At 70.0% G+C, this 23458-nt stretch carries 23 protein-coding genes, 1 pseudogene and 2 riboswitches; of the genes and pseudogenes, 12 read left to right on the top strand and 12 right to left on the bottom strand.

The genetic code is table 11. The features are described 5' to 3' along the window. Window positions 1-159 (bottom strand): annotated as a pseudogene (locus ACWPOB_RS24495) (PLP-dependent transferase); the annotation flags it as partial. Window positions 160-244: 85 nt separating this feature from the next. Then, a riboswitch (SAM riboswitch) is annotated at window positions 245-360 on the bottom strand. 266 nt (window positions 361-626) lie between these two features. Between ACWPOB_RS24495 and ACWPOB_RS24490 the strand changes: the two are divergent. From ACWPOB_RS24490 to yhjD, 4 genes are all read left to right on the top strand, one after another. Then, window positions 627-1844, top strand: coding sequence for an NADP-dependent isocitrate dehydrogenase (locus tag ACWPOB_RS24490; protein ID WP_455402399.1), 1218 nt, complete (start codon window positions 627-629; stop codon window positions 1842-1844). Between the two features lie 85 nt (window positions 1845-1929). Then, on the top strand, window positions 1930-2733 hold the full coding sequence (locus tag ACWPOB_RS24485; RefSeq protein ID WP_029544732.1) for an exodeoxyribonuclease III: 804 nt from the start codon (window positions 1930-1932) through the stop codon (window positions 2731-2733). Window positions 2734-2815: 82 nt separating this feature from the next. Continuing rightward, the gene (gene trpS / locus ACWPOB_RS24480; protein ID WP_100056848.1) at window positions 2816-3856 is read left to right on the top strand and encodes a tryptophan--tRNA ligase; all 1041 of its coding nucleotides are present in this window, start codon (window positions 2816-2818) and stop codon (window positions 3854-3856) included. Window positions 3857-3938: 82 nt separating this feature from the next. Then, window positions 3939-5003 (top strand): inner membrane protein YhjD, encoded by a 1065-nt coding sequence (gene yhjD / locus ACWPOB_RS24475; protein WP_455402398.1) that lies wholly within the window; start codon window positions 3939-3941, stop codon window positions 5001-5003. Here the strand turns inward: yhjD and ACWPOB_RS24470 are convergent. Next, entirely contained in the window at window positions 4948-5544 is a 597-nt protein-coding gene (locus ACWPOB_RS24470; RefSeq protein WP_100056850.1) for a TetR/AcrR family transcriptional regulator, read from the bottom strand. The genes yhjD and ACWPOB_RS24470 overlap by 56 nt on opposite strands. A 125-nt stretch (window positions 5545-5669) precedes the next feature. On the opposite strand from ACWPOB_RS24470, the gene ACWPOB_RS24465 reads away from it, so the two are divergent. Both ACWPOB_RS24465 and ACWPOB_RS24460 read left to right on the top strand, forming a co-directional pair. Next, window positions 5670-6677 carry an NADP-dependent oxidoreductase gene (locus tag ACWPOB_RS24465; protein ID WP_455402397.1) on the top strand — a complete coding sequence of 336 codons (1008 nt, stop codon included), beginning with the start codon at window positions 5670-5672 and terminating at the stop codon, window positions 6675-6677. A gap of 89 nt (window positions 6678-6766) precedes the next feature. Next, window positions 6767-7804, top strand: a complete 1038-nt coding sequence (locus tag ACWPOB_RS24460; protein WP_455402396.1) for an NAD(P)-dependent alcohol dehydrogenase — start codon at window positions 6767-6769, stop codon at window positions 7802-7804. 69 nt (window positions 7805-7873) lie between these two features. On the opposite strand, the gene ACWPOB_RS24455 is transcribed toward ACWPOB_RS24460, so the two are convergent. Genes ACWPOB_RS24455 through sdhC form a run of 4 tightly spaced genes read right to left on the bottom strand, consistent with a single transcriptional unit; the run spans window position 7874 to window position 11263 of the window. Further along, entirely contained in the window at window positions 7874-8650 is a 777-nt protein-coding gene (locus ACWPOB_RS24455; protein ID WP_100056852.1) for a succinate dehydrogenase iron-sulfur subunit, read from the bottom strand. Continuing rightward, window positions 8650-10401, bottom strand: coding sequence for a succinate dehydrogenase flavoprotein subunit (gene sdhA / locus ACWPOB_RS24450; RefSeq protein ID WP_455402395.1), 1752 nt, complete (start codon window positions 10399-10401; stop codon window positions 8650-8652). The genes ACWPOB_RS24455 and sdhA overlap by 1 nt, the downstream gene beginning before the upstream one ends. 15 nt (window positions 10402-10416) lie before the next feature. Then, a complete protein-coding gene (locus ACWPOB_RS24445; protein ID WP_029544728.1) occupies window positions 10417-10857 on the bottom strand; it encodes a succinate dehydrogenase hydrophobic membrane anchor subunit in 441 nt (146 codons plus the stop codon). A gap of 1 nt (window position 10858) precedes the next feature. Then, window positions 10859-11263 carry a succinate dehydrogenase, cytochrome b556 subunit gene (sdhC, locus tag ACWPOB_RS24440; RefSeq protein ID WP_072786530.1) on the bottom strand — a complete coding sequence of 135 codons (405 nt, stop codon included), beginning with the start codon at window positions 11261-11263 and terminating at the stop codon, window positions 10859-10861. A 253-nt stretch (window positions 11264-11516) separates the two neighbouring features. Between sdhC and ACWPOB_RS24435 the strand changes: the two genes are divergently transcribed. From ACWPOB_RS24435 to ACWPOB_RS24415, 5 genes are all read left to right on the top strand, one after another. Next, a complete protein-coding gene (locus tag ACWPOB_RS24435) occupies window positions 11517-11939 on the top strand; it encodes a cytidine deaminase (protein ID WP_044476117.1) in 423 nt (140 codons plus the stop codon). Next, window positions 11932-13215 carry a thymidine phosphorylase gene (locus tag ACWPOB_RS24430; RefSeq protein ID WP_455402394.1) on the top strand — a complete coding sequence of 428 codons (1284 nt, stop codon included), beginning with the start codon at window positions 11932-11934 and terminating at the stop codon, window positions 13213-13215. Before ACWPOB_RS24435 ends, ACWPOB_RS24430 begins: the two co-directional genes overlap by 8 nt. A 17-nt stretch (window positions 13216-13232) precedes the next feature. After that, entirely contained in the window at window positions 13233-14333 is a 1101-nt protein-coding gene (locus ACWPOB_RS24425) for an adenosine deaminase (protein ID WP_100057605.1), read from the top strand. A gap of 54 nt (window positions 14334-14387) precedes the next feature. After that, window positions 14388-16478, top strand: a complete 2091-nt coding sequence (locus ACWPOB_RS24420) for an AAA family ATPase (protein ID WP_455402393.1) — start codon at window positions 14388-14390, stop codon at window positions 16476-16478. 82 nt (window positions 16479-16560) lie between these two features. Beyond that, the gene (locus tag ACWPOB_RS24415; protein WP_455402392.1) at window positions 16561-17949 is read left to right on the top strand and encodes an NAD(P)/FAD-dependent oxidoreductase; all 1389 of its coding nucleotides are present in this window, start codon (window positions 16561-16563) and stop codon (window positions 17947-17949) included. Here ACWPOB_RS24415 and ACWPOB_RS24410 read toward each other — a convergent pair. The 5 genes from ACWPOB_RS24410 to ACWPOB_RS24390 all read right to left on the bottom strand — a co-directional run bounded on the left by ACWPOB_RS24410 (window position 17882) and on the right by ACWPOB_RS24390 (window position 21231). Next, entirely contained in the window at window positions 17882-19114 is a 1233-nt protein-coding gene (locus ACWPOB_RS24410; RefSeq protein ID WP_100057608.1) for a primosomal protein, read from the bottom strand. The two genes, ACWPOB_RS24415 and ACWPOB_RS24410, sit on opposite strands and share 68 nt — an antisense overlap. A gap of 60 nt (window positions 19115-19174) precedes the next feature. After that, window positions 19175-19480 carry a YbaB/EbfC family nucleoid-associated protein gene (locus ACWPOB_RS24405; RefSeq protein WP_100057611.1) on the bottom strand — a complete coding sequence of 102 codons (306 nt, stop codon included), beginning with the start codon at window positions 19478-19480 and terminating at the stop codon, window positions 19175-19177. A gap of 5 nt (window positions 19481-19485) precedes the next feature. Then, window positions 19486-19818: a hypothetical protein gene (locus ACWPOB_RS24400; protein WP_050035492.1), complete on the bottom strand. Its 333-nt coding sequence runs from the start codon at window positions 19816-19818 to the stop codon at window positions 19486-19488. A gap of 97 nt (window positions 19819-19915) precedes the next feature. Further along, the gene (locus ACWPOB_RS24395) at window positions 19916-20890 is read right to left on the bottom strand and encodes a C40 family peptidase (RefSeq protein ID WP_455402391.1); all 975 of its coding nucleotides are present in this window, start codon (window positions 20888-20890) and stop codon (window positions 19916-19918) included. After that, complete coding sequence (locus ACWPOB_RS24390) at window positions 20887-21231, bottom strand: hypothetical protein (protein ID WP_455402390.1); 345 nt, start codon at window positions 21229-21231, stop codon at window positions 20887-20889. The genes ACWPOB_RS24395 and ACWPOB_RS24390 overlap by 4 nt, the downstream gene beginning before the upstream one ends. Before the next feature lie 171 nt (window positions 21232-21402). Further along, window positions 21403-21470, top strand: a riboswitch (guanidine-III (ykkC-III) riboswitch). Window positions 21471-21480: 10 nt separating this feature from the next. Here ACWPOB_RS24390 and ACWPOB_RS24385 point away from each other — a divergent pair. Next, window positions 21481-21795, top strand: a complete 315-nt coding sequence (locus ACWPOB_RS24385) for a DMT family transporter (protein ID WP_100057291.1) — start codon at window positions 21481-21483, stop codon at window positions 21793-21795. 103 nt (window positions 21796-21898) lie between these two features. On the opposite strand, the gene ACWPOB_RS24380 is transcribed toward ACWPOB_RS24385, so the two are convergent. Continuing rightward, window positions 21899-23455, bottom strand: a complete 1557-nt coding sequence (locus tag ACWPOB_RS24380) for an MFS transporter (RefSeq protein WP_455402389.1) — start codon at window positions 23453-23455, stop codon at window positions 21899-21901. Window positions 23456-23458: the final 3 nt, after the last annotated feature.

The raw sequence follows: 23458 nt of genomic DNA, 5'->3' as shown, positions 1-23458 counted from the left end.
GGCGGCGGCGTGGTCGGTGCTGTCGAAGGTGTAGCTGGTGGTCTGGTAGATCGGCAGGGCGCGGGCGCGGGTGTCGCCGCCGCCGGGCTGGCCCACGTGGATCTGCTTCGTCTCGAAGCTCCAGCCGTCTTCGCGCCGGGTGTTCTCGCTGTCGGTCATGATGTCCTTCTGGCCGTGGTCGGGAGGTCGGGGCGGCTAGGGGCGACAGCTCATGATCACAACCCTCATGACGAATACCTCCATCGGACCGGCTTGTCGTGCGGCGTGTCGCCGGACGACCGGGTCATCACCCGGAGCACCCCACCCTGGCCGGAGGGTTGCCGACCAGCAAGCCGGGGCTTCACGCTGGTACTCATGACCTGGCGCGAGTCTAGCGGCTCGAACGGATGCTTCGGTAGGCGACCCATACCTGCCGGTGGGAGGCGCCTGAGCAGGCGAAAGTTACCCGCCGGTAGCCCGGGGCCCGCTTGGCGGACCGGGTCGATAGCAGTACGCTCGTCTTGTTTGGATCGTGTTCCGCACGTGTGAGCACGCCATAAATGGTTCATTGAGCCGACCACGATCGCACCCACAAAGTGCGATCGACTTGGGACCAGGGACACTTCCTAGGAGGACGCGAAGCGCACATGTCCAAGATCAAGGTTGAAGGAACGGTCGTCGAACTCGACGGCGACGAGATGACCCGCATCATCTGGCAGTTCATCAAAGACAAGCTGATTCATCCCTACCTGGATGTGAATCTCGAGTACTACGACCTCGGCATCGAGCACCGCGATGCGACCGACGACCAGGTCACCATCGACGCAGCCAACGCCATCAAGAAGCACGGCGTCGGCGTCAAGTGCGCCACCATCACTCCCGACGAGGCCCGGGTCGAGGAGTTCGGCCTGAAGAAGATGTGGCGCTCGCCCAACGGCACGATCCGTAACATCCTGGGCGGCACCATCTTCCGTGCCCCGATCATCATCTCCAACGTGCCCCGCCTGGTGCCCGGCTGGACCAAGCCGGTCATCGTCGGCCGTCACGCGTTCGGTGACCAGTACCGCGCCACCGACTTCAAGGTCGACCGCCCGGGCACCGTCACCATCACCTTCACGCCCGACGACGGCTCCGAGCCGATCCAGCATGAGGTGTGCCATATCCCCGAAGACGGCGGCGTCGTCATGGGGATGTACAACTACAAGAAGTCCATCCAGGACTTCGCGCGGGCCTCGCTGTCCTATGGTCTGCAGCAGAACTACCCGGTCTACCTCTCGACCAAGAACACGATCCTCAAGGCCTACGACGGCATGTTCAAGGACGAGTTCCAGCGGATCTTCGAGGAAGAGTTCAAGGCCGAGTTCGACGCCGCGGGCCTGACCTACGAGCACCGCCTCATCGACGACATGGTCGCCTCCTCGCTCAAGTGGGAGGGTGGCTACGTCTGGGCCTGCAAGAACTACGACGGCGACGTCCAGTCCGACACCGTCGCGCAGGGCTACGGTTCGCTGGGCCTGATGACCTCCGTGCTCATGACCCCGGACGGCAGGACCGTCGAGGCCGAGGCCGCGCACGGTACCGTCACCCGGCACTTCCGGCAGCATCAGGCGGGCAAGCCGACGTCGACCAACCCGATCGCGTCGATCTTCGCCTGGACCCGTGGCCTCGAGCACCGCGGCAAGCTCGACAACACCCCCGAGGTCATCGACTTCGCGCAGCAGCTCGAGGACGTCGTCATCAAGACCGTCGAAGCGGGACAGATGACCAAGGACCTCGCCCTGCTCATCGGCCCCGAGCAGGCATGGCTGACCACCGAGGAGTTCCTCGCCGCGCTCGACGAGAACCTCCAGAAGGCCCGCGCCTGACGCACGGACCGCACACGACGGGACGCCCCCCACCGGGGCGTCCCGTCGTCGTTTCGGGTCCGGCCCGTCGGCTACCGTGACCGTCGTGCCTCACGTCATCACCACCGTCAACGTCAACGGCGTCCGTGCCGCCGCCGGCAAGGGCCTGCTCGCATGGCTGGCCACCGCGCAGGCCGACATCGTGTGCCTGCAGGAGGTGCGCGCCACCGAGCAGCAGTTCCACGCGGCGATCGCGCCCGCCCTCGACGCCGGGTGGTACGTGGTGTCCGCCGAATCGGAGGCCAAGGGCCGTGCCGGGGTCGCGATCCTGTCGCGGCGCCCGGCCGACGCCTCGCGCATCGGGTTCGACGAGGACGAGTTCGCGGCCTCCGGCCGGTACGTCGAGGCCGACTTCGGGGACGTGACCGTCGGCAGCCTGTACCTGCCCACCGGCGAGGCCGGCACCCCGAAGCAGGAGGAGAAGGAGCGGTTCATGGCGTCGTTCGCCACGCACCTGAACCACCGCGCCGCCGAGGCCGGGGCCGCGGCCCGGCACATGGTGGTGTGCGGGGACTGGAACATCGCCCACACCGAGCGCGACATCAAGAACTGGAAGGGCAACGTCAAGAAGTCCGGATTCCTGCCGAGCGAGCGCGCGTGGCTCGACACGCTGCTCGCCGACGGCCGCTGGGTCGACGTGGTGCGCGCCCTGCACCCGGACGTCGACGGCCCGTACTCGTGGTGGTCCTACCGGGGCAAGGCGTTCGACACCGACGCCGGCTGGCGGATCGACTACCACCTCGTGACGGCGGAACTGGCCGAGCGGGCGAAGGAGGCCCGCGTCGAGCGTGCCGCCACCTATGCCGAGCGGTGGTCGGACCACGCCCCGGTCACCGTGCAGTTCCGCTGATCCGCGCGGACCCGCCGATCGGAGCCGGCGGGAACCGACCTCCCGCGAGCGGCTCTCCGCGCACGTGAAAGTATCGACAACCATGGCGAGCACTGCAGAACAGAACACCACCGCGCCGACCGCCCGGCCCCGGGTGCTGTCGGGTATCCAGCCGACCTCCGACTCGTTCCACCTCGGGAACTTCCTCGGCGCGCTGCAACAGTGGGTTCCGTTGCAGGACGAGTTCGACGCCTACTACTTCATCCCGGATCTGCACGCGATCACCGTGCCGCAGGATCCGAAGGGGCTGCGCCGGCGCACCCTCCGCGCTGCCGCTCAGCTGCTCGCCGTCGGTATCGACCCGGACCGGTCGGTGCTGTTCGTGCAGAGCCAGGTGCCCGAGCACGCCGAGCTGGCGTGGGTTCTGAGCTGCATCACCGGTTTCGGCGAGGCCGGCCGGATGACGCAGTTCAAGGACAAGTCCGCCAGGGAGGGTGCCGAGCACGCCAGCGTCGGCCTGTTCACCTACCCGGTGCTGATGGCGGCGGATATCCTGCTGTACCGCCCGCAGCGCGTGCCGGTGGGGGAGGACCAGCGCCAGCACCTCGAGCTGACCCGCGATCTCGCGCAGCGGTTCAACACCCGGTTCGGCAAGACGTTCGTCGTTCCCGAGCCGCAGATCATCAAGGGCACCGCCAAGATCTACGACCTGCAGAACCCCACTGCGAAGATGAGTAAGTCCGCGGCCACCCCGGCCGGCCTGATCAACCTGCTCGACGATCCGAAGGTGTCGGCGAAGAAGATCAAGTCGGCGGTGACGGACAACGAGCGCGAGATCCGCTTCGACCCCGAGAACAAGCCCGGCGTGAGCAACCTGCTCACCATCCAGGCCGCCCTGTCCGGCCGGCCGGTCGACGAACTCGTCGCCGGCTACGCGGGCAAGGGGTACGGCGACCTCAAGGCCGACACCGCGGAGGTGCTCACCGAGTTCGTCGTGCCGCTGCAGGCGAAGGTCGACGAGTACCTCGCCGACGAGGCGGAACTGCTGCGCATCCTGTCGACCGGCGCCGACCAGGCCCGCGAGGTGGCTTCGCGGACACTCGGGCAGGTCTATGACAAGGTGGGATTCCTGCCCCGCAAGTAGCCGGGGACGTGCCCCGCAAGTAACCGGGGACGTGCCCCGCACACAGCCCGGGGCGGCGGAACGCGGAAGGAGTTGCCCACCGATGGCCGACGATTCCACCGAACCGTCGAAACCGGGATTCGTCGAGCGGCAACGAGCGGCGCATCCGTCGCTCGACCACCTGGTGCGGGCCGGCCTGCGGTACCAGGAGCAGAAGGGCGACTACTATGCGGCGGGAATCACGTATTTCAGTGTGCTGTCCCTGATTCCCATCCTGATGCTGTCGTTCTCGGTGGCCGGTTTCGTGCTCGCGGGCCGGCCCGAGACCCTCGAACAGCTGCAGACCGCGATCGCCCAGAACATCCCCGGCGAACTCGGTGCGACGGTGCAGGGCCTGGTGGACTCCGCGATCGCCTCCCGCAGCGCCGTCGGAACCGTGGGCCTGCTCACCGCCGCGTATGCGGGGATCGGCTGGATCACCAACCTGCGGGACGCGCTCACGGCGATGTGGGACCATCCGCATGTCAAGGACGGGTTCGTGCGCACCAAGGTCAACGACGCGCTGACCCTCCTCGGCCTGGGCCTCGCCATCGTGGCGTCGCTGGCCCTGTCGGCCGCGAGCAGCGGCCCCGTCATGGACCTCTTCGTCGGTGTGCTGCGGCTCGAGAACGTGCCCGGCATCGGGGTGGCGCTGACGGTGACGACGATCGCCATCGCCGTGTGCGCGACGTGGTTGCTGTTCACCTGGGTGATCGCCCGGCTGCCCCGGGAGCCCGTCACCTTCCGCAGCGCGATGCGGGCCGGCCTGCTCGCCGCCGTGGCGTTCGAGGTGTTCAAGCAGGTCGGCTCGATCTACCTCTCCCGGGTCACCAGCGGCCCCGCCGGGGTGGCGTTCGGCCCGATCCTCGGCGTGCTGGTGTTCGCGAATCTGACCGCCCGGATGGTGTTGTTCGCCACGGCGTGGGCGGCATCGTCGAAAGAGAATCTGGTCATGGCCCACGTGCCGCCCCCGGAGCTGGCTCGGATCACGCCGCGGGTGGAGGTGCACGAGGGGCCCGGCCTGCGCGGCGGTCTGGTGCTCGTCGGTGCCGGGGCGCTCGGCGGGGTCCTGCTCAGCGAGCGCTTGCGCGCCATTCGTCGAGCTGTGCGATCGCGGCTTCGGCGGTAGCGACCGCCTCGTCGCGGTCGACGCGGGCGAGCAGCAGCGTGCTCAGCGACAGCGACGCCAGCACCCGCACCCGGCGGGCCAGCGCCTCGTCGTCGGTGGCGGGGTCGAGGGCGCGCAGCGCGTGCGTGAACGCGGTGGTCAGTTCGGCGCGGTAGGCGGTGACGACCGCGCGTTGCGTCTCGTCGTGGGCCGCAAGGCCGGCGGTGCTGTTCAGCAGCAGGCAGCCGCGGCGCGGCGAGTCGTCCGGCAGGGCGGCCACGGTGCGGGCCAGCGCCCGGAAGTAGCGTGCCGCCGCATCGGTCGCGGTGGGCTCGTCGGTGAGGACGCGCAGCCGGGGTCGCACCACGCGGTCGAGGTAGTCGCGGACGGCGGCGTCGAACAATCCGCGCTTGCTGGTGAAGGCGTTGTAGAGGCTCGACCGGTTCAGCCCCGTCGCTCGCTCGAGCTCGGGGACGGAGGTGGCCTCGAAGCCTTTGTCCCAGAACAGATCCCGTGCCCGTTCCACGACGTCGGCGGTGTCGAACTCCGGTGGCCGTCCCATGCGCCCTTCCGTTCTCCGTTGTGCAAAGACCGTTCCAGTATATATTGGAACGGTCAGTTCAATACTCCGGAGCCGCCCGGGGGACAGCTCCCGGCGGCTCGGCACGTGAGGAAGGTTCACGCCCTGTGACCTCGAGTACCCAGATCCAGCTGGTCCGACGCCCCGTCGGCTGGCCGGCACACGACGATTTCCGCACCGTGACGGTCGATCTGCCCGACCTCGGACCCAACCAGGTCCGCGTCGTCAACGAGTTCGTCTCGGTCGATCCCTACATGCGGGGGCGGATGAACGACGTCAAGTCCTACATCCCGCCGTTCGCGCTGGGGGAGACCATGACCGGCGGCGCGGTCGGCCGCGTCGTGGAGTCGACGTCGCCGGCCCACCCGGTCGACTCGGTCGTGCTGCACGACCTCGGCTGGCGCGACGTCGCGCAGGGCGACGCCGCGGCCTTCCGCGTGGTGGACGAGCTTCCGGGCGTCCCGAGCTCCGCCTACCTCGGCATCCTCGGCCTGACGGGGCTGACCGCCTACGTCGGCCTGATGCACATCGCCCGCATGCAGCCGGGTGACACCGTCTTCGTCTCCGGGGCCGCAGGCGCCGTGGGCACCGCCGTCGGACAGATCGCCCGGCTCGAGGGCGCGACCCGCGTGCTCGGCTCCGCCGGATCCGCGGACAAGGTCGCGATGCTCACCGAGCGCTACGGCTACGACGACGCGTTCGACTACAAGTCGGCGCCCGTGCGGCGCCAGCTCCGCAGTGCGGCACCCGACGGCATCGACGTGTACTTCGACAACGTCGGTGGCGACCACCTCGAAGCCGCGCTCGACGTCCTGCGCGACGGTGGCCGGGCCGCCCTGTGCGGCGCGATCGCCCTGTACAACAACACCGAGCGCACGCCCGGGCCGGACAACATGGCCAACATCATCACCCGCGGCCTGACCCTGCGGGGCTTCACCCTCGGCCACTACACCCACCTCTTCCCCGAATTCGCGGCGAAGATGGGGCCGTGGCTCGCCGCCGGCGACGTGGTGTTCGACGAGACGATCGTCGACGGGATCGACAACTCGGTCGATGCCTTCCTCGACCTCATGCGCGGGCGCAACGTCGGCAAGATGCTCGTCCGTATCGCCTGACGTCCGGGGCCGGAACGGCCGGCGTCGCGCAGCGGAAGATTCGCTGCGGTACCGGGCGGGCACGCACCCCCGGCCGTAGAGTCGGGCGCATGAAAGCCGTCCAGTACACCGAGATCGGCTCCGAGCCGGTCGTTGTCGACATCCCCACCCCGACGCCCGGGCCGGGCGAGATCCTGCTGAAGGTCACCGCGGCCGGGCTGTGCCACTCGGACATCTTCGTGATGGACATGCCGGCGGAGCAGTACGCCTACGGCCTGCCGCTCACCCTCGGCCACGAGGGTGTCGGCACCGTCGCCGAACTCGGCGACGGCGTCACGGGATTCGGGGTGGGGGACGCCGTCGCCGTATACGGGCCGTGGGGCTGCGGTGCGTGCCACGCCTGCGCGCGCGGCCGGGAGAACTACTGCACCCGCGCCGCCGACCTGGGCATCACGCCACCCGGTCTCGGCTCGCCCGGGTCGATGGCCGAGTACATGATCGTCGATTCGGCGCGCCACCTCGTCCCGATCGGAGACCTCGACCCGGTCGCCGCGGTGCCGCTCACCGACGCCGGTCTGACGCCGTACCACGCGATCTCCCGGGTCCTGCCGCTGCTGGGGCCGGGCTCGACGGCCGTCGTCATCGGTGTCGGCGGGCTCGGCCACGTCGGCATCCAGATCCTGCGTGCCGTCAGCGCGGCCCGCGTGATCGCCGTGGATCTCGACGACGACCGCCTCGCCCTCGCCCGTGAGGTCGGCGCGGACGCGGCGGTGAAGTCGGGCGCCGGTGCGGCGCACGCGATCCGGGAACTGACCGGCGGTCAGGGCGCGACGGCGGTGTTCGACTTCGTCGGGGCCCAGTCGACGATCGACACGGCGCAGCAGGTGGTCGCGGTCGACGGGCACATCTCGGTCGTCGGCATCCACACCGGCGCACACGCCAAGGTCGGGTTCTTCATGATCCCGTTCGGCGCCTCCGTCGTGACCCCGTACTGGGGCACACGGTCGGAACTGATGGAGGTCGTCGCGCTGGCCCGCGCCGGCCGGCTGGACATCCACACCGAGACGTTCACCCTCGACGAGGGGCCGGCGGCGTACCGGCGGCTGCGCGAGGGCAGCATCCGCGGCCGCGGCGTGGTGGTTCCCTGAAACGGGTGAAGGTTCCCGTCACCCGGTAGAACCGAGTGAGGGGAACCTTCACCGTGGAGCAGAGGCAGATCAGCGGGCGAACAGCAGCGCGCGCTTGACCTCCTGGATCGCCTTCGTCACCTGGATGCCACGGGGGCACGCGTCGGTGCAGTTGAAGGTGGTGCGGCAGCGCCACACGCCCTCGACGTCGTTGAGGATGTCGAGGCGCTCGGCGGCGCCCTCGTCACGGCTGTCGAAGATGAACCGGTGCGCGTTGACGATCGCGGCGGGGCCGAAGTAGCTGCCGTCGTTCCAGTACACCGGGCACGAGGTGGTGCAGCACGCGCACAGGATGCACTTGGTGGTGTCGTCGAAGCGGGCCCGGTCGGCCTGCGACTGGATCCGCTCGCGGGTCGGCTCGTTGCCGGTGGTCATGAGGAACGGCTTCACCGCGCGGAACGCGTCGAAGAAGGGTTCCATGTCGACGACGAGGTCCTTCTCGACCGGCAGGCCGCGGATCGGCTCGACGGTGATGGTCACCGGCTTGCCGTCCTTGGGCAGCATGTCCTTCATCAGGATCTTGCAGGCCAGGCGGTTGACGCCGTTGATCCGCATGGCGTCCGAGCCGCACACGCCGTGCGCGCAGCTGCGGCGGAACGTGAGGGTGCCGTCGAGGTAGCCCTTCACGTACAGCAGCAGGTTGAGCATGCGGTCCGACGGCAGCGCCGGAACCTGGAAGCTGTCCCAGTGCTGACCCTTGCCGTCCTCGGGGTTGAACCGCGCGATCTTGAGGGTGACCATGGTGGCACCCTCGGGCACGGGAGGCAGGTTCGAGACGTCGGCTTCGTTCTTCTCGAGGGTTGTCATCAGTACTTCCGCTCCATCGGCTCGTAGCGGGTCTGCACCACCGGCTTGTAGTCCAGGCGGATGGGGGAGATCAGCTCCGTCCCCTCCTTGTAGGCCATGGTGTGCTTGAGGAAGTTCTCGTCGTCGCGCGTCGGGAAGTCCTCGCGGGCGTGGCCGCCGCGCGACTCCTTCCGGTTGAGCGCACCGGCGACGGTGACCTCGGCCATTTCGAGCAGGAAGCCCAGCTCGACGGCCTCGAGCAGGTCGCTGTTGTAGCGCTTGCCCTTGTCCTGAACGGTGATGTTCTTGTACCGCTCCTTCAGGGCGTGGATGTCCTTGAGCGCCTTGCTGAGCGTCTCCTCGGTGCGGAACACCGAGGCGTTGTTGTCCATGGACTGCTGCAGCTCGCTGCGGATGTCCGCCACGCGCTCCTTGCCGCCGGCACCCAGGATCCGCTCGAGCCACTCCACGACGTTGCGAGCCGGGTCCTCCGGCAGGTCCACGTGGTCGTGGGTGTTCGCGTACTCGGCGGCGGCGATGCCGGCGCGGCGGCCGAACACGTTGATGTCGAGCAGCGAGTTGGTGCCGAGGCGGTTGGCGCCGTGGACGGAGACGCAGGCGCACTCGCCGGCGGCGTACAGGCCCGGGACCTCGTCCTCGTTGTTGCGCAGCACCTCACCGTTGATCTTGGTGGGGATGCCGCCCATCACGTAGTGGCAGGTCGGGTACACCGGCACGAGCTCGGTGACGGGGTCGACGCCGAGGTAGGTGCGGGCGAACTCGGTGATGTCCGGGAGCTTTTCCTCGAGGACGTCCTCACCGAGGTGGGTCACGTCGATGTAGACGTAGTCCTTGTTCGGGCCGGCGCCGCGGCCCTCGAGCACCTCGAGCACCATCGAGCGGGCGACGATGTCGCGGGGCGCGAGGTCCTTGATGGTGGGGGCGTAGCGCTCCATGAAGCGCTCGCCGTCGGCGTTGCGGAGGATGCCGCCCTCGCCGCGCACGGCCTCGGAGATCAGGATGCCCAGGCCCGCGAGTCCCGTCGGATGGAACTGGTGGAACTCCATGTCCTCGAGCGGCAGGCCCTTGCGGAAGATGATGCCCATGCCGTCACCGGTGAGGGTGTGCGCGTTGGACGTCGTCTTGTACATGCGGCCCGAGCCGCCGGTGGCGAACACGATCGACTTGGCATGGAAGATGTGGATCTCGCCGGTGGCGAGTTCGTACGCGATGACGCCGGTCGCGACGGGGCCCTCGGGGGTCTCCGTCAGCGCGATGTCGAGCGCGTAGAACTCGTTGAAGAACTCCACGTCGTGCTTGACGCAGTTCTGGTAGAGCGTCTGCAGGATCATGTGGCCGGTGCGGTCGGCCGCGTAGCAGGCGCGACGCACCGGGGCCTTGCCGTGATCACGGGTGTGGCCACCGAACCGGCGCTGGTCGATCTTGCCCTCGGGGGTGCGGTTGAACGGAAGACCCATCTTCTCGAGGTCCAGCACCGCATCGATGGCCTCCTTGGCCATGATCTCCGCCGCGTCCTGGTCGACCAGGTAGTCGCCACCCTTGACGGTGTCGAAGGTGTGCCACTCCCAGTTGTCCTCCTCGACGTTCGCGAGGGCGGCGCACATGCCGCCCTGGGCGGCGCCGGTGTGGCTGCGGGTGGGGTAGAGCTTGGTCAGAACTGCGGTGCGGGCGCGGGGGCCGGCCTCGATGGCCGCACGCATGCCGGCGCCGCCGGCACCGACGATGACCACGTCATAACGATGTTCCTGCATGAAGTCGTAGCTCCCCTAGCTCGCAACGATGTTGGGGTCGAAGGTGAAGATCACATAGGTGCCCAGGCCCATGATCAGGATCATCGACACGACCAGGATCGTGTTGAGCCAGAATCGGGTCGAGTCCTTGCGGGAGTAGTCCGCGATGACCGTGCGCAGGCCGTTGCCGCCGTGCAGCTGGGCGAGCCAGAGCATCGTCAGGTCCCAGAACTGCCAGAACGGGCTGGACCAGCGGCCGGCGACGAACGCGAAGTTGATGCGGTGCACGCCCTCGTCCAGCATCAGCATGATGAACAGGTGGCCGAGCACCAGGATGATCAGCGCGAGGCCGGACAGGCGCATGAACAACCAGGCGTAGAGCTCGAAGTTGTTCTTCGCGGCGCGGCGCGGGGAGCGCGGATTGTCGAGGCTGGCCGGGCGGTCGTACGCCGTGCCGAGAGTCTTGGCTTCAGTCATCTCAGTGCCCCGCAAACATGTTGTAGAAGATGCGACCGGCGGCCGGGATCATCACCACGAACCAGATCGCCAGGACCGTCCAGAGCATCACCCGCTGGTACTGCGGGCCCTTGGACCAGAAATCCACGAGCATCACGCGCAGGCCGTTGAGGGCGTGGTAGAGCACCATCGCCACCAACCCCAGCTCCATGAGACCGACGACGGGATTCTTGTAGGTCTCGATGACACTGTCGTAGGTCTCGGGATTAACCCGGACGAGTGCCGTGTCCAGGACGTGGACGAAAAGGAAGAAGAATGTCGCCACGCCTGTGATCCGGTGCAGAACCCAGGACCACATGCCCGGGTCTCCCCGGTAAAGCGACCGTGTGCGCCCCGGTGCGGGAGCGGCTTCAGTCGTGCTGCTCATCGAGTGCTGTGCCTCCAACGTCAATGGTGGACGCGTCGAGCCTCTCCAGCCTCTGGGGGATTCCGCAGCACGGGCTCGACGTGAACCTGAACCGACTTGGACCGACTTTAGTCCTATCCGAAAGTCGGGAACTAATTCGAGTGGCGGTTCGTACGGCCTCCAAATGACAACTTAGGTTTGCCTTTCCAACTGTGATCTGGCCCTGCCGGGCCGGTGAGCCGTGGAATCGGCCACCGTGACAGGATGGGGAACCATGCCGGACGTAGACTGGAAAACCTTGCGCGCCAAAGCACATGAGGTGATGGGCCGCGCATACGCGCCCTACTCCCGATTCCCCGTGGGGGCCGCGGCACTGGTGGACGACGGACGGATCGTCGTCGGATGCAATGTGGAAAATGTCTCACACGGAGTGGGTCTGTGCGCCGAATGCGTACTGGTCGGTAACTTGATTTCCGGTGGTGGAGGGCGGTTGCGGGCCGTCGCCGTCTGCGATGCCCGCGGGGCCGTCCTGAGCCCGTGCGGACGCTGCCGGCAGATCCTCCTCGAACACGGCGGCCCCGAGCTCGAGGTCGACACGCGCCGCGGTCCGCGCCCCATCTCCGAGCTGCTGCCCGACGCGTTCGGCCCCGGTGACCTGGACGCGGTGCGCGAGGCGGGAGGTGCCGACCGTGCTTGACGCCCTGTCCATCATCACCCGCAAACGGGACGGCAAGGAGCTCAGCGGAGCCGAGATCGACTGGATCATCGAGGCGTTCACGCGTGGTGTCGTCGCCGACGAGCAGATGGCCGCCCTCGCGATGGCCGTCTACTTCCGGGGCATGACGCGCGCCGAGACGGCCCGCTGGACCACCGCCATGATCGACTCGGGCCGGCGGCTGGACTTCACCGGCCTGGGCCTGCCCACCGTCGACAAACACTCCACCGGCGGTGTGGGCGACAAGATCACCCTTCCGCTGGCCCCGCTCGTCGCCGCCTGCGGCGTCGCCGTGCCGCAGCTCTCCGGCCGCGGACTCGGCCACACCGGCGGCACCCTCGACAAGCTCGAATCGATCCCGGGCTGGCGCGCCGAGCTGAGCATCGCCGAGATCGCCGAGATCCTCGCCGACCCGGCGGTCGGCGCCGTCGTCTGCGCGGCCGGCGCCGACCTCGCCCCGGCCGACCGACGGCTCTACGCCCTGCGCGACGTCACCGGCACCGTCGAGTCCATCCCCCTGATCGCCAGCTCGATCATGAGCAAGAAGATCGCCGAGGGCACCGGCGCCCTCGTCCTCGACGTCAAGGTCGGCTCCGGGGCCTTCATGAAGGACCTCGGCGACGCCCGGGAACTCGCCCGCACCATGGTCGAGCTGGGCGAGGACGAAGGGCTGCACACCGTCGCGCTCCTCACCCGGATGGACGTCCCGCTCGGCCGGACCGCGGGCAATGCCCTCGAGGTGCGGGAGGCCGTCGAGGTACTCGCCGGCGACGGCCCGCCCGACGTGGTCGAGCTGACCCTCGCCCTCGCCCGCGAGATGCTCGCCGCCGTCGGCCGGGACGACGTCGACCCCGCGGACAAGTTGCGCGACGGCACCGCCATGGACCGGTGGCGCGCGATGATCGCCGCGCAGGGCGGCGACCCCGACGCGCCGCTGCCGGTCGCCCGGCACACCGAGGTGCTGCGCGCGCCCGGCGACGGCGTGCTCGCCGAACTCGACGCGATGGCGGTGGGTGTGGCCGCGTGGCGGCTCGGCGCCGGCCGCGAACGGCAGGGCGAACCCGTGCAGGCCGCGGCGGGGATCGAGCTGCACGTCAAGCCGGGGGAGCGGGTCCGCGCCGGGGACGTGATCGCCACCCTGCACACCGACACCCCGGCGAAGTTCCCCGCCGCGATGGCGACGCTCGGTGAGGGCGTGCGCATCTCCGACTCCGCGCCGGCGACACGGCCGCTCGTCGTCGAGCGGATCACCGCCTAGCCGACTACCGTCGGGGCATGACGGAGCCGGCGACGACGACACTGACCGAATCCGCGCTGCGGACCGCGCCGAAAGTGCTTCTGCACGACCACCTCGACGGCGGTCTGCGGCCGGGAACCGTACTCGAGCTGGCCGATGCCTGCGGCTACCGGCTGCCGGCCGGCACGGAACCCGAGCTGGCGCGCTGGTTCCGGGACTCGGCCGACAGCGGCTCGCTCGAGCGGTACCTCGAGACGTTCGCGCATACCGTGGCCGTCATGCAGACCCCGGACGGCCTCGAGCGGGTCGCCCGCGAATGCGTGCTCGACCTCGCCGCCGACGGCGTCGTCTACGCCGAGGTCCGCTTCGCCCCCGAACAGCATCTCGAGCGGGGGCTGGACCTGGACTCCGTGGTCGAGCACGTGCTCGAGGGGTTCCGGTCGGGGGAGTCCGCGGTGGAGGCCTCCGGCGCCCAGCCGATCCGGGTGCGGCTGCTGCTCACCGCGATGCGGCACGCGGCCCGGTCCCGTGAGATCGCCGAACTCGCGGTGCGGTTCCGCGACCGCGGCGTCGTCGGGTTCGACATCGCCGGCGCCGAGGCCGGCTACCCACCGAGCCGGCACCTCGACGCCTTCGAGTACATGCGCGCCGCCAACGCGCACTTCACGATCCACGCGGGGGAGGCCTTCGGGCTGCCGTCCATCCACGAGGCCATCGCGTTCTGCGGCACCGACCGCCTCGGCCACGGCGTGCGCATCGTCGACGACATCACCGTCGCCGCGGACGGCACCGCCACCCTCGGCCTGCTGGCGAACTACGTGCGCGACAAGCGGATACCGCTCGAGCTGTGCCCGAGTTCGAACGTGCAGACCGGCGCCGTCGACACCCTCGAGCGGCATCCGTTCGACCTGCTGGCGCGCCTGCGGTTCCGGGTCACCGTCAACACCGACAACCGCCTGATGAGCGACACGACGATGAGCAAGGAGATGATGCGGCTGGTCGAAACGTTCGGGTACGGGTGGTCCGACCTCGAGCGGTTCACGATCAACGCGATGAAGTCCGCGTTCCTGCCGTTCGACCAGCGGCTCGAGCTCATCGACGACGTGATCAAGCCCGGCTACGCCGTCCTGATCGGCTGACAGTACCCGCGGCGAACAGTACCCGCGGCGGACCTCGGCTCGTAGGGTCGAGGCATGAGGGATCACGTCCCGCCCTCGGCAACTCTCGGCGACGTGCTCGCCGCGCGCCGGCGGCACCGGTTCGTCGGTCGTTCGGCCGAGCTCGAACTGGTCCGTGCCGCCCTCGACTCGCCCCGATCCCCGTTCTCGGTGCTGTACCTGTACGGCCCCGGAGGGATCGGTAAGACGAGCCTGCTCGACGAGGTGGCCGATCTCGCCGTGAGGGCCGGTTCGGTCCTCGTGCGTCTCGACGGGCGGGACCTCGTTCCCGCCCCGGCCGCCGTGCTCGCCTCGTTGGCGGAGCACCTCCACGTGGACGCGAATCGAATCGTCACCGCCTCCGGGCAACGGCTGGTGATGGTGATCGACACGTACGAGGCACTCGCACCGATCGACGGCTGGATCCGCCGGGATCTGTTGCCGCGGTTGCCGGGCAGCGCGGTGACCGTGATCGCGGGGCGGAGTCCGCCGTCGCCGCGGTGGCGCTCGGACCTCGCATGGGGCGACCTGCTGCGGGTGGTGTCGTTGCGCAATCTCGCACCCCGGGAGAGCGTCGACTACCTGCGCGCCGTCGGGGTCCGGGACGACCTGCACGAACGCCTCTGCCGCGTGGCACACGGCCATCCGCTGGCGCTGTCGTTGCTCGCCGACGCGGTGCTCCGCGGCGGACGTGCCGACGCAGATCCGCTGACTCCCGACCTCGTGGGGACGCTGCTGCGCCGGTTCGTCGACGAGGAACCGGGCACCGTGCATCGTCGGGCCCTGGAGGTGTGCGCACTCGCCCGCGTGACCACCGAATCGCTCCTGCGGGACGCGCTGGGCACCGGCGACGACTGCGCCCACGACGCGTTCCGGTGGCTCCGGGGCCTCTCGTTCGTCGAGACCGGGGCCGACGGCCTCCATCCCCACGACCTGGCTCGCGACGTCATCGACGCCGACCTGTGGTGGCGGGACGCCGACAGCTATGCCGACGTCTTCCGCCGGGTATGGCGGCACATCCACCGAACCCTCGACTCGGCGACCGGACGGCGGCAACAGCAGGCGATCTTCGACCTCAAGTTCGTGTTCCGCAACCTCGCCGGCGTGCTCTCGCCGGTGCAGTGGGAGAGCTGGGGCCGGCACTATCCGGAACAGGCCACCGCCGCCGAGCATGCGGCGGTCGTCGAGCTGATCCGGACCGCGGAGGGAGAGGAGTCCGCCCGTCTCGCGCAGTGGTGGCTCGACCGGCAACCGGACGGCTTCTTCGTTCTGCGCTGCCTGGACGGGACCGTCCGCGGAGTGATCGGGCTGCTGGACCTCACCCGCGCCTCCGAAGAGGACCGGGATCGCGACCCGGGTGCCGCGGCGGCATGGCGGGCCGCGCGGCGATGCACGCCGGTGCGCGAGGGCGACGTCGTCACCCAGACCCGATTCGTCGTGGACCGGGAGACGTACCAGGATCCCTCACCGACGCTCAACGCAGTCCCGATCCTCACGATGCAGCGGTACCTCACCAGCCGGGGCCTCGCCTACGACGCGCTCGCCCTGGCCGAGCCGGACCGGTGGGACGACTACTTCGCCGTCGCCGACCTCCCGCGGGTCGACGGCGGCGACTTCGTCGTCGGTCCCCGCCGATTCGGCCTGTTCGCCCACGATTTCCGGCGCGTCCCGGTCGGCGCCTGGCTCGAACGGGTGACGGAACGGGGGCTGGCCCGCGGTCCGTCACCGTCCTTGCCCAGCGCACCCGTGCTGCTCGTACTCTCCCAACCCGAGTTCGCGCAGTCGGTCAAGCAGGGCCTGCACGACCTGCGGCAGCACGCTCTGCTCGCCCGCAATCCCCTGCTGCGCACCCGGTTGCTCCACGACCGGGCCGGCTCCGGTGAACCCGACGTCGCGCTGCTCGAGCAGGTGCTGCGCGACGCGGTCGCCACCCTCGCCGACCATCCCCGCGACGACAAACTGCTGCGGGCCGTCGACCGGACGTATCTGCGGCCGGCGGCGACCCAGGAGTCGGCCGCGGCAGCGCTCGGGCTGCCGTTCAGCACCTATCGGAGGCATCTGGCCGCAGGGGTGGAGCGGATCGTGTCGTGGCTGTGGGACCAGGAGGTGTACGGCCGCCGGCAGTGAGCACAACCGAGCACCGAACGGACTGGTGACCGAGCAGATTCCGGACGCATGCTTCTCGCACTCGAACGAGGAGGTGCCGGAAATGGTGACACGTATCGGTGATCGCGCCGTGGTTCTCGGTGCGGGAACGGCCGGTCTGCTTGCCGCGCGGGTGTTGTCGGATGCGTACTCGGACGTGGTGGTGATCGATCACGACAGACTGCCGGACGGTGCCGCGGCACGGCGCTGCGTACCGCAGGGTCGGCACATCCATGTGCTGGTGGCCGGCGGGATGCGCGCGATGGAGGAACTGCTGCCCGGGCTCACCGCCGATCTCGTCGGCGACGGTGCACCGATGGTGGACCAGTGCGGCGACGTGCGCTGGTATCTGGGTGGCCACCGCCTCCGGCAGGCGGAGAGCGACCTGACGGCGGTGAGCGCGAGCCGGCCGAATCTCGAGCATCGGGTGCGGTCCCGCGTCGCCGCACTTCCCGGAGTGCGGATCGTCGACCGTTGCGACGCGCTGGGATTGACCGTGAGCCGGGACGGTCGAAAGGTCACCGGCGTGCGCGTGCTCCGCAGGGCGGACGGCAGCGTCGAGGAAGTTGTCGACGCCGATCTCGTCGTCGACGCCACCGGCCGTGGTTCGCGAACCCCGGCGTGGCTCGAGCGGCTCGGATACCACCCTCCCGAGCGGGAGGAGGTGCGCGTCGACCTCACGTACGTCACGCGCACCTACGCCTCCGATCCGGCACTCATGGGCAGCGAACTGGGGATTCTGCTCGCGCCGTCGCCGCCGTACCCGCGCGGTGCCGCCATCCAGACGATCGAGAACGGTCGCTGCCTCGTGACGGCGGTGGGCATGCTCGGACACCGGCCCCCGTCCTCGCCGGACGGCTGGGTGGACTTCCTGCGGTCCCTGCCCCGCCCGGACGTGTACGACGCGATCCGGGACGCCGAGCCGCTCGACGCGCCCCGGTCGTATCACTTTCCGGCGAGTCGGCGGCAGCGCTACGAACGGTGCCGGCGGCTGCCGGAGGGACTGCTGGTGACCGGCGACGCTGCATGCAGTTTCAACCCGATCTACGCGCAGGGAATGAGCGTCGCGGCGTTCGAAGCCGGGCTGCTCGCCGAACACCTCACGGGCGGCCGGGAGCCGGACCCGCATCGATGGTTCCGGGATATGGCGAAGGTCGTCGACGTGCCCTGGGACATGGCGACCGGCGGCGACCTCGCCTGGCCGCAGGTCGAGGGCCGGCGCAGCGCGAAAGTGCGCCTGGCCAACCGTTACCTGCCGCTCGTCCACGCCGCTGCCGCGCAGGATCCCGAGGTGGTCCGCGCATTCTTCCGCGTCGCGGCAATGGTGGATCCGCCCGGGACGCTGTTCGCCCCGCCGGTGCTCGGGAGGGTGCTCCGCCGAACGATCAGTGCTTGTGCAGCCGGGTCTCGAACTCCCGCTCGAGAGCCCGCCACGCCTCGGCCTCCGCGGTGAACGGCGCGCTGGGCGCGAGCCGCGTCGGATCCGGCTCGAGCACGTAGTTGATGAACCAGCCCAGCTCCGTCGACCCGGCCAGCGCGGCGTCGGTGCTGTCGTCCTCGGCGTAGTTCGCGGCGTCGGTGAACAGTTCGACCGCCAGATCCAGCTGGTCGGCGTCCACCGCCTCCGTACCGTGCTCGATGTCGTCCGCGATCCCGGGCAGCACGTACACGTTCTCGTCCGTCACCTCGACCTCGAGGGAACCGTCCGTCGCCGCGTGCCGGATGTCGTCGTAGGTGCTGAGCGCCGCCAGATCGTGGTCGTGGTGGTCGGCCAGGTAGCGCGCCAGCGCCCGCTCCGTGGGGAACACGAGGATCGTCCCGTCGCGGCCGAGGAACAGCGCATCGTCGTCGAGGTAGCAGCGCAGGGTGAACCACGTGCCGTCGGAGGCGATGATCTTGACCGGGTCGATTCCGACCGCCGTCCAGAAGCTCGTGTCCTCGTTCTCGTCCCCGTCGACGAACTCGTATTCCTCGTCCTCCGCCTCCTCGGCGGCGTCCTCGGCCTCGACGATGTTCTCCTCGGCCGCGACGAGTTCCGCCTCGGCCTCGGCGACGAGCCCGGCGTCGACCTCGGGGGACTTCACGACGGCATCGAGCGCGTCGATCACCCCGTCCCAGTCCTCGGCGACGGCGGAGCCGACCCGGTTCCACAGCTCCCCGCCCTCGCGGCCCTCGAACGCCGCGACACCGTGGCTCAGCAGCGCCTCGATCTCCGCCCGCTCGAAGAACTTCGTCACCGACTCGAGCTCGCACACGTCGCCGAGGACGGAGACGATGTCGAACGTGTTCTGCAGTTCGGCGACGGACTCCGGGTCCGCGTCGTCCGCCACCAGTTCCGGCACACCGATCAGGTCGTACGAATGGCTCTCGTCCGGCTCGAACTCCTCCGCGGAGAGTTTCGCGACCACCGGCCAGGCCGGATGCTCGACGAGGTCGTTGTCGGCGCCGGAGCGGACGAACGCGACGAGCTCGGCCACCGCACCGAACGCGTACAGATCGTCACCGTGGCCGAGGAACGCCTCCCATTCGTCGTCGCCCTCGCGCCACCGCGGCGCCCAGAGGGTCACGACGTCGCCGTCGGTGAGACCGAGCTCGATCGGGACGATGTCTCCAGCCATGGTCGCCAAGCCTAGCCATGTCCCGGCCGAAGACATAGCTGGGCGCCGATGAGACGACCGTCACCCGAGCGCACCGCGGAGTTCCCCGAGCAGACGGGCTCGTTCGGCGGCGGCGGCCCGTGCCGCCTCGTGCGCCGTGGCCAGGATCGATGCCGCCACGTCGCGCGCGTGGAGCCCGCCCAGCGCCTCGTCGAGCCACAGTCGGGTCAGGGCGCCGTTGCCGTCCACCTCGGCCCGCACGAGGCCGTCCGGGCTCGTCGCGGCGCCCGACACCACGCCGAGTGCGGCCACGCAGTCCTGCAGGGCCCCGAGCCGCGTGCGCACACCGTCCACGATCTCCGTGATCCGCTGATCGCTCGCCGACATCGCGCTCACCACCCGGTCGCCGACGGAGAGCCGGCCGTCCGCGCGTCGTCGCGGCGTGCGCGCTGCACGTCGTCGTGGGTGGGCAGGCCCAGCCGGTTCAGCAGTCCCTCCGGCATTCCTCTGCCCGCCAGCTCCTCTCGGTGCAGCGCGGCGGCCTCGAGTGTGGCGCGACGGCACAGCGACACGATCTGTTCGGCCAGTTGTGCTGCCCCGTAACGTAGTTCGCTCTGATCGATGTGCAGGTCGACGGGCAGGCCCTGTTCGGTGGTGCGCACCGAGACGGTGCCGGACCGATTCCGGGCGGTCGCCGTCGTGATGGTCGTCTCCGCGGTGTCCATACCGGGTTGGACGCGACGCCGCGCCCGTCGGTTCCCGGCCTAGCCGGTGGGGCCCGTCGGTTCCCGGCCTGGCCGGTGGGGCCCGTAGGTTTCCGGCCTAACCGGTGGGACGGAAGAAGCCCTGGAACCCCATCCCGCTGTTCGTGGTCCGGATCGGCGACAGCTGCACCGGGTCGCCGGCCTCGACCATGAGGCCGTTACCGACGATCATCGCGACGTGCCCGTCCCACACCGCGAGGTCGCCGGGCTGCACCCCGCTCGCATCGACGGGAGTGCCGACGTCCTGCTCCTGCGCAAGGCGCGGAATCTGCACCCCTGCCTGCCCGTACGCCCACTGGGTCAGGCCGCTGCAGTCGAGGCCCTGCCCCGGTGCGGTGCCGCCCCATACGTAGGGCGTGCCCTGCTGGGAGAGCGCGTGACGCACCGCCTCGGCCGCCGCCTGATTGGGTGCCACGACAACGCTGCCGTCGGGCAGTCGCACCTCGGCGCCGTAGCCGCCGAAGGCCCGCAGCTCGCCGGCCTGTGCGGCGGCCGGATCGCCGGCCGTCGGTGCTGCCGGTGCGGGCTCCGAGGGCATCAGCTCCGCCATCCTGGTCGTCTGCTCGGCGAGTGACGAGGTGACCCGGGCCAGGACGTCGAGCCCGGCCGCGATGTGCTCGATCGCCGCGACCAGCAACATCATCTGCCCCTGCGGTAGCGCCGCCAGGGGAGCGGAGCGCTCGGCCAGCGCCGTGAACGATTCGATCAGCCGCGCGATCTCGGCTGCACCGGTCAGGACGGTCGTGGTCGCGTCCGCCGCGACGTCGGCGATGGCCGTCCCGCGGTCGGCGGCGGCGACGAGGTCGGCGAGCACCCGCTCGCCGCTGCGCACGGCCGTCTCCGCCGCGGCCCCCGCCCAGTCCCACGCGAGTTCGCCCAGCGCGGCCCGGCCCACCGAGTGCACGCCGTCGACCAGTTCGGCGCACGACCGCAGCACGGCGGCCGGGTCGGTGCCGACGGCTCCGGAGCCGAACGCCGACAACAGCTCGGCCAGGGGAGCGGTGAGCAGATCCGCCCCCGGCGCCGCGGTCACCGCGGGGCCCCGGCGGCGTTCAGCTGTGCCGACTGGGCGGCGACGACGCGTTCGTAGGCGGCCGCCGTAGCACCTGCGACCGAGCCCATGGCGTCGAAGGTGTCACCGAGACGGGTCAGTTCCGCTCCGTGGGCGCGGTGGGTGGCCGCGAACGCGGCGAGGAACTCGGCGCCGACCGGACCGAACACCGTCCCGAGCGGTGCCGGATCGGCCGCGCGTGCGTCGGCGGCGGCGTCATGCAGCCGCTCGCCCAGGGCCGCGGCGGTGTGTCCGAACGCCGCGATCGTCTCGGGCCGGGCGCGTACCACCTCGTGGTTGCCGCTGCCGGTGCCTGCGTCCATTCGGCCTGCTCCCCTCCGTGGAAACGGATCGTCCTTCCACCTCTTGGACGCAGCGGGCGGCGGCCCGGTTCCCTGCGGCCCCGCGGAATGGACACCACGGGCGAGCGCGTCCCTCTTTCCCGCCACGCAGAGGGTGAATTTGTTCCCCGCCACGGGGTGTGGGACCGTGGAAGCGAGCCTGCATGACCGGGCTCCCGGACGAGGGGCGCCGTACCCGGTGTGCGACAAGACGGCCCGTCGGAGGCCGTGATGTCGTGGTTGGTTCTGGTGGTGTCCGGGGTGCTGGAGGCGGTGTGGGCCACCGCGTTGGATCGGTCCAGGGGACTCAGCCGGCTCGGCCCGTCGGTGGTGTTCGTCGCGGCGTTGGTCGTGAGCATGGCGGGACTGGCGTATGCCATGCGCCGGCTGCCGGTGGGGACGTCCTACGCGGTGTGGGTGGGGATCGGTGCGGTGCTCACCGTGGCGTTCGCGATGGCCACGGGCGAGGAGGCGGTGTCGGCGTCGAAAATCGTGTTCCTGGGCATGATCGTCGGGGGCGTGATCGGGCTGAAGCTGGTGCACTGAACCCGTTCCGGAGGCACACCGCAGCCCTCGCGCCGGCCCGCGAGGAGCACCGGCCCCCGGAACCGGGTGCACGAATCCGCGCACGGCAGTGGCGGATCGGCCGTCACGGCGTGCGCGCGCCGGCGCCGTCGGGTCGTCGCGGCATGAGGAAGAAGACCAGCACCGCGACGACGAGCGGCAGCGCCGAGACGATCAGCATGGTGGTCGCGACGCCCTCGGTGAAGTCGACGCCGAGGGTCAGCCCGTGGGCGAGCTGCACCAGGTTGGGGTCGTACCCGGTGGGGCCGCCGCTGTGGGACATCGTCATCGTGACGGCGTGCTCGGCCTGCTCCGCCTCCTGGGCCGAGATGCCGCGAGTTGCGGCGTCCTCGAGCACTTCTCGCCGGTAGAACGCGTCGAGCAGCAGGATGTAGACGGTCGGGCCGAGGGCGTAGCCCATCATTCCGAACGCCGGCTGGACGGCGGCGACCGACCCGGTGTTGCCGGTCTCGGCCTGCGAGAGGATCGTGTCGGCGGTCGCGGTTCCGGCCACGAATCCGCCCAGATTGCTGGTCCACGTCGCCACGACGAGCGCCGCGACCGCCATCGTCGGGGCGACCGTCGCCGCCGTCACGAGGCCGCTCAGCACGATGATCAACAGTCCGGTCACCAGCACCGGGCGCGCGGTGTGCGCGGCGATCATCCGGCCGGCCAGCACGCTCGCCGCGGCGATCACGAGCGTGCCGGGAAGGTACAACAGTCCGACGGCCTGTGAGGACATGCCCAGCACGTAGTCGCCGAGCTGGCCGAGCACTGTTCCCAGACCGGCCGCGAGCAGGTTCACGGTCAGGACCGCGAGCACCGCGAGGAAGAAGGCACGGCGCCCGAACAGCGACAGGTTCAGGGCCGGCTCCGGCGTCCTGCGTTCGTGCCACACGAACGTCGCGGCGGCGGCGACGCTGACGCTCAGGGGCACCCAGGCGCGCGGTTCGGTGAGTCCGTCGGGCACCGCTCCGATCCCCGCCACCAGGCCGAGCAGAGCCACCCCGAACAGACTCACACCGAGGACGTCGACTCCGCCCGCGGCCCGGCGCGGTGGTTCGTCGACGAACCGGACGATCAGCGTCAGCGCGATCAGCGCGAGCGGCGGGGTGACGAGGAACAGCGATCGCCAGCCGAACGTCTCCACGACCCACCCGCCGACCGCCGGCGTGATGCCGTACAGGACCGTGTCGACGGCCATGAGGATGCCGAGAGCCGTCGACCGCAGTTCGGCCGGGAGGGAGGCGGTGACGAGCGCCAGCGACAGTCCCAGCAGCGCGGTCAGCGCCAGGCCGTCCAGGAAGCGCATCAGCAGCAGCACCGGATAGTTCGGCGCCAGCGACGACAGCAACCCGACGGCGATGTTGGCGACGAGGGCCCACACGAGCATGCGTGCGAGCCCGAACCGGTCGCCGAGAGTGCCGACAGCGAGGACGGATGCGGCCACCATGAGGGTGGAAGCGGCGGCGAGCATCCCGATCCGGTCGGCGGGAACGTCGAGACCGCGGCCCACGGTGGACAGGTTGAGGGTCAGCATCAGCGGGTCGACGGCCGCGATCGCGTAGGCGATCGCGGGACCGAGAACGGTCAGGAGGATCCGGCCGGTGAGGCGCGGCGCGGCCTCGGCGCGTTCGGCCATCAC

It is taken from the genome of Rhodococcus sp. 2H158, from assembly GCF_053764755.1.
Note: the sequence above shows the minus strand (reverse complement) of the source record. Positions and strands in the feature narration are given on the sequence as shown.

Bases quoted from the DNA above. Each gene is read 5' to 3' on its own strand.
- ACWPOB_RS24490 (WP_455402399.1), top strand. From the start codon at position 627: ATGTCCAAGATCAAGGTTGAAGGAACGGTCGTCGAACTCGACGGCGAC.
- trpS (WP_100056848.1), top strand. From the start codon at position 2,816: ATGGCGAGCACTGCAGAACAGAACACCACCGCGCCGACCGCCCGGCCC.
- yhjD (WP_455402398.1), top strand. From the start codon at position 3,939: ATGGCCGACGATTCCACCGAACCGTCGAAACCGGGATTCGTCGAGCGG.
- ACWPOB_RS24470 (WP_100056850.1), bottom strand. From the start codon at position 5,544: ATGGGACGGCCACCGGAGTTCGACACCGCCGACGTCGTGGAACGGGCA.
- ACWPOB_RS24460 (WP_455402396.1), top strand. From the start codon at position 6,767: ATGAAAGCCGTCCAGTACACCGAGATCGGCTCCGAGCCGGTCGTTGTC.
- ACWPOB_RS24455 (WP_100056852.1), bottom strand. From the start codon at position 8,650: ATGACAACCCTCGAGAAGAACGAAGCCGACGTCTCGAACCTGCCTCCC.
- sdhA (WP_455402395.1), bottom strand. From the start codon at position 10,401: ATGCAGGAACATCGTTATGACGTGGTCATCGTCGGTGCCGGCGGCGCC.
- ACWPOB_RS24445 (WP_029544728.1), bottom strand. From the start codon at position 10,857: ATGACTGAAGCCAAGACTCTCGGCACGGCGTACGACCGCCCGGCCAGC.
- sdhC (WP_072786530.1), bottom strand. From the start codon at position 11,263: ATGAGCAGCACGACTGAAGCCGCTCCCGCACCGGGGCGCACACGGTCG.
- ACWPOB_RS24435 (WP_044476117.1), top strand. From the start codon at position 11,517: ATGCCGGACGTAGACTGGAAAACCTTGCGCGCCAAAGCACATGAGGTG.
- ACWPOB_RS24425 (WP_100057605.1), top strand. From the start codon at position 13,233: ATGACGGAGCCGGCGACGACGACACTGACCGAATCCGCGCTGCGGACC.
- ACWPOB_RS24420 (WP_455402393.1), top strand. From the start codon at position 14,388: ATGAGGGATCACGTCCCGCCCTCGGCAACTCTCGGCGACGTGCTCGCC.
- ACWPOB_RS24415 (WP_455402392.1), top strand. From the start codon at position 16,561: ATGGTGACACGTATCGGTGATCGCGCCGTGGTTCTCGGTGCGGGAACG.
- ACWPOB_RS24410 (WP_100057608.1), bottom strand. From the start codon at position 19,114: ATGGCTGGAGACATCGTCCCGATCGAGCTCGGTCTCACCGACGGCGAC.
- ACWPOB_RS24405 (WP_100057611.1), bottom strand. From the start codon at position 19,480: ATGTCGGCGAGCGATCAGCGGATCACGGAGATCGTGGACGGTGTGCGC.
- ACWPOB_RS24400 (WP_050035492.1), bottom strand. From the start codon at position 19,818: ATGGACACCGCGGAGACGACCATCACGACGGCGACCGCCCGGAATCGG.
- ACWPOB_RS24390 (WP_455402390.1), bottom strand. From the start codon at position 21,231: ATGGACGCAGGCACCGGCAGCGGCAACCACGAGGTGGTACGCGCCCGG.
- ACWPOB_RS24385 (WP_100057291.1), top strand. From the start codon at position 21,481: ATGTCGTGGTTGGTTCTGGTGGTGTCCGGGGTGCTGGAGGCGGTGTGG.
- ACWPOB_RS24380 (WP_455402389.1), bottom strand. From the start codon at position 23,455: ATGGCCGAACGCGCCGAGGCCGCGCCGCGCCTCACCGGCCGGATCCTC.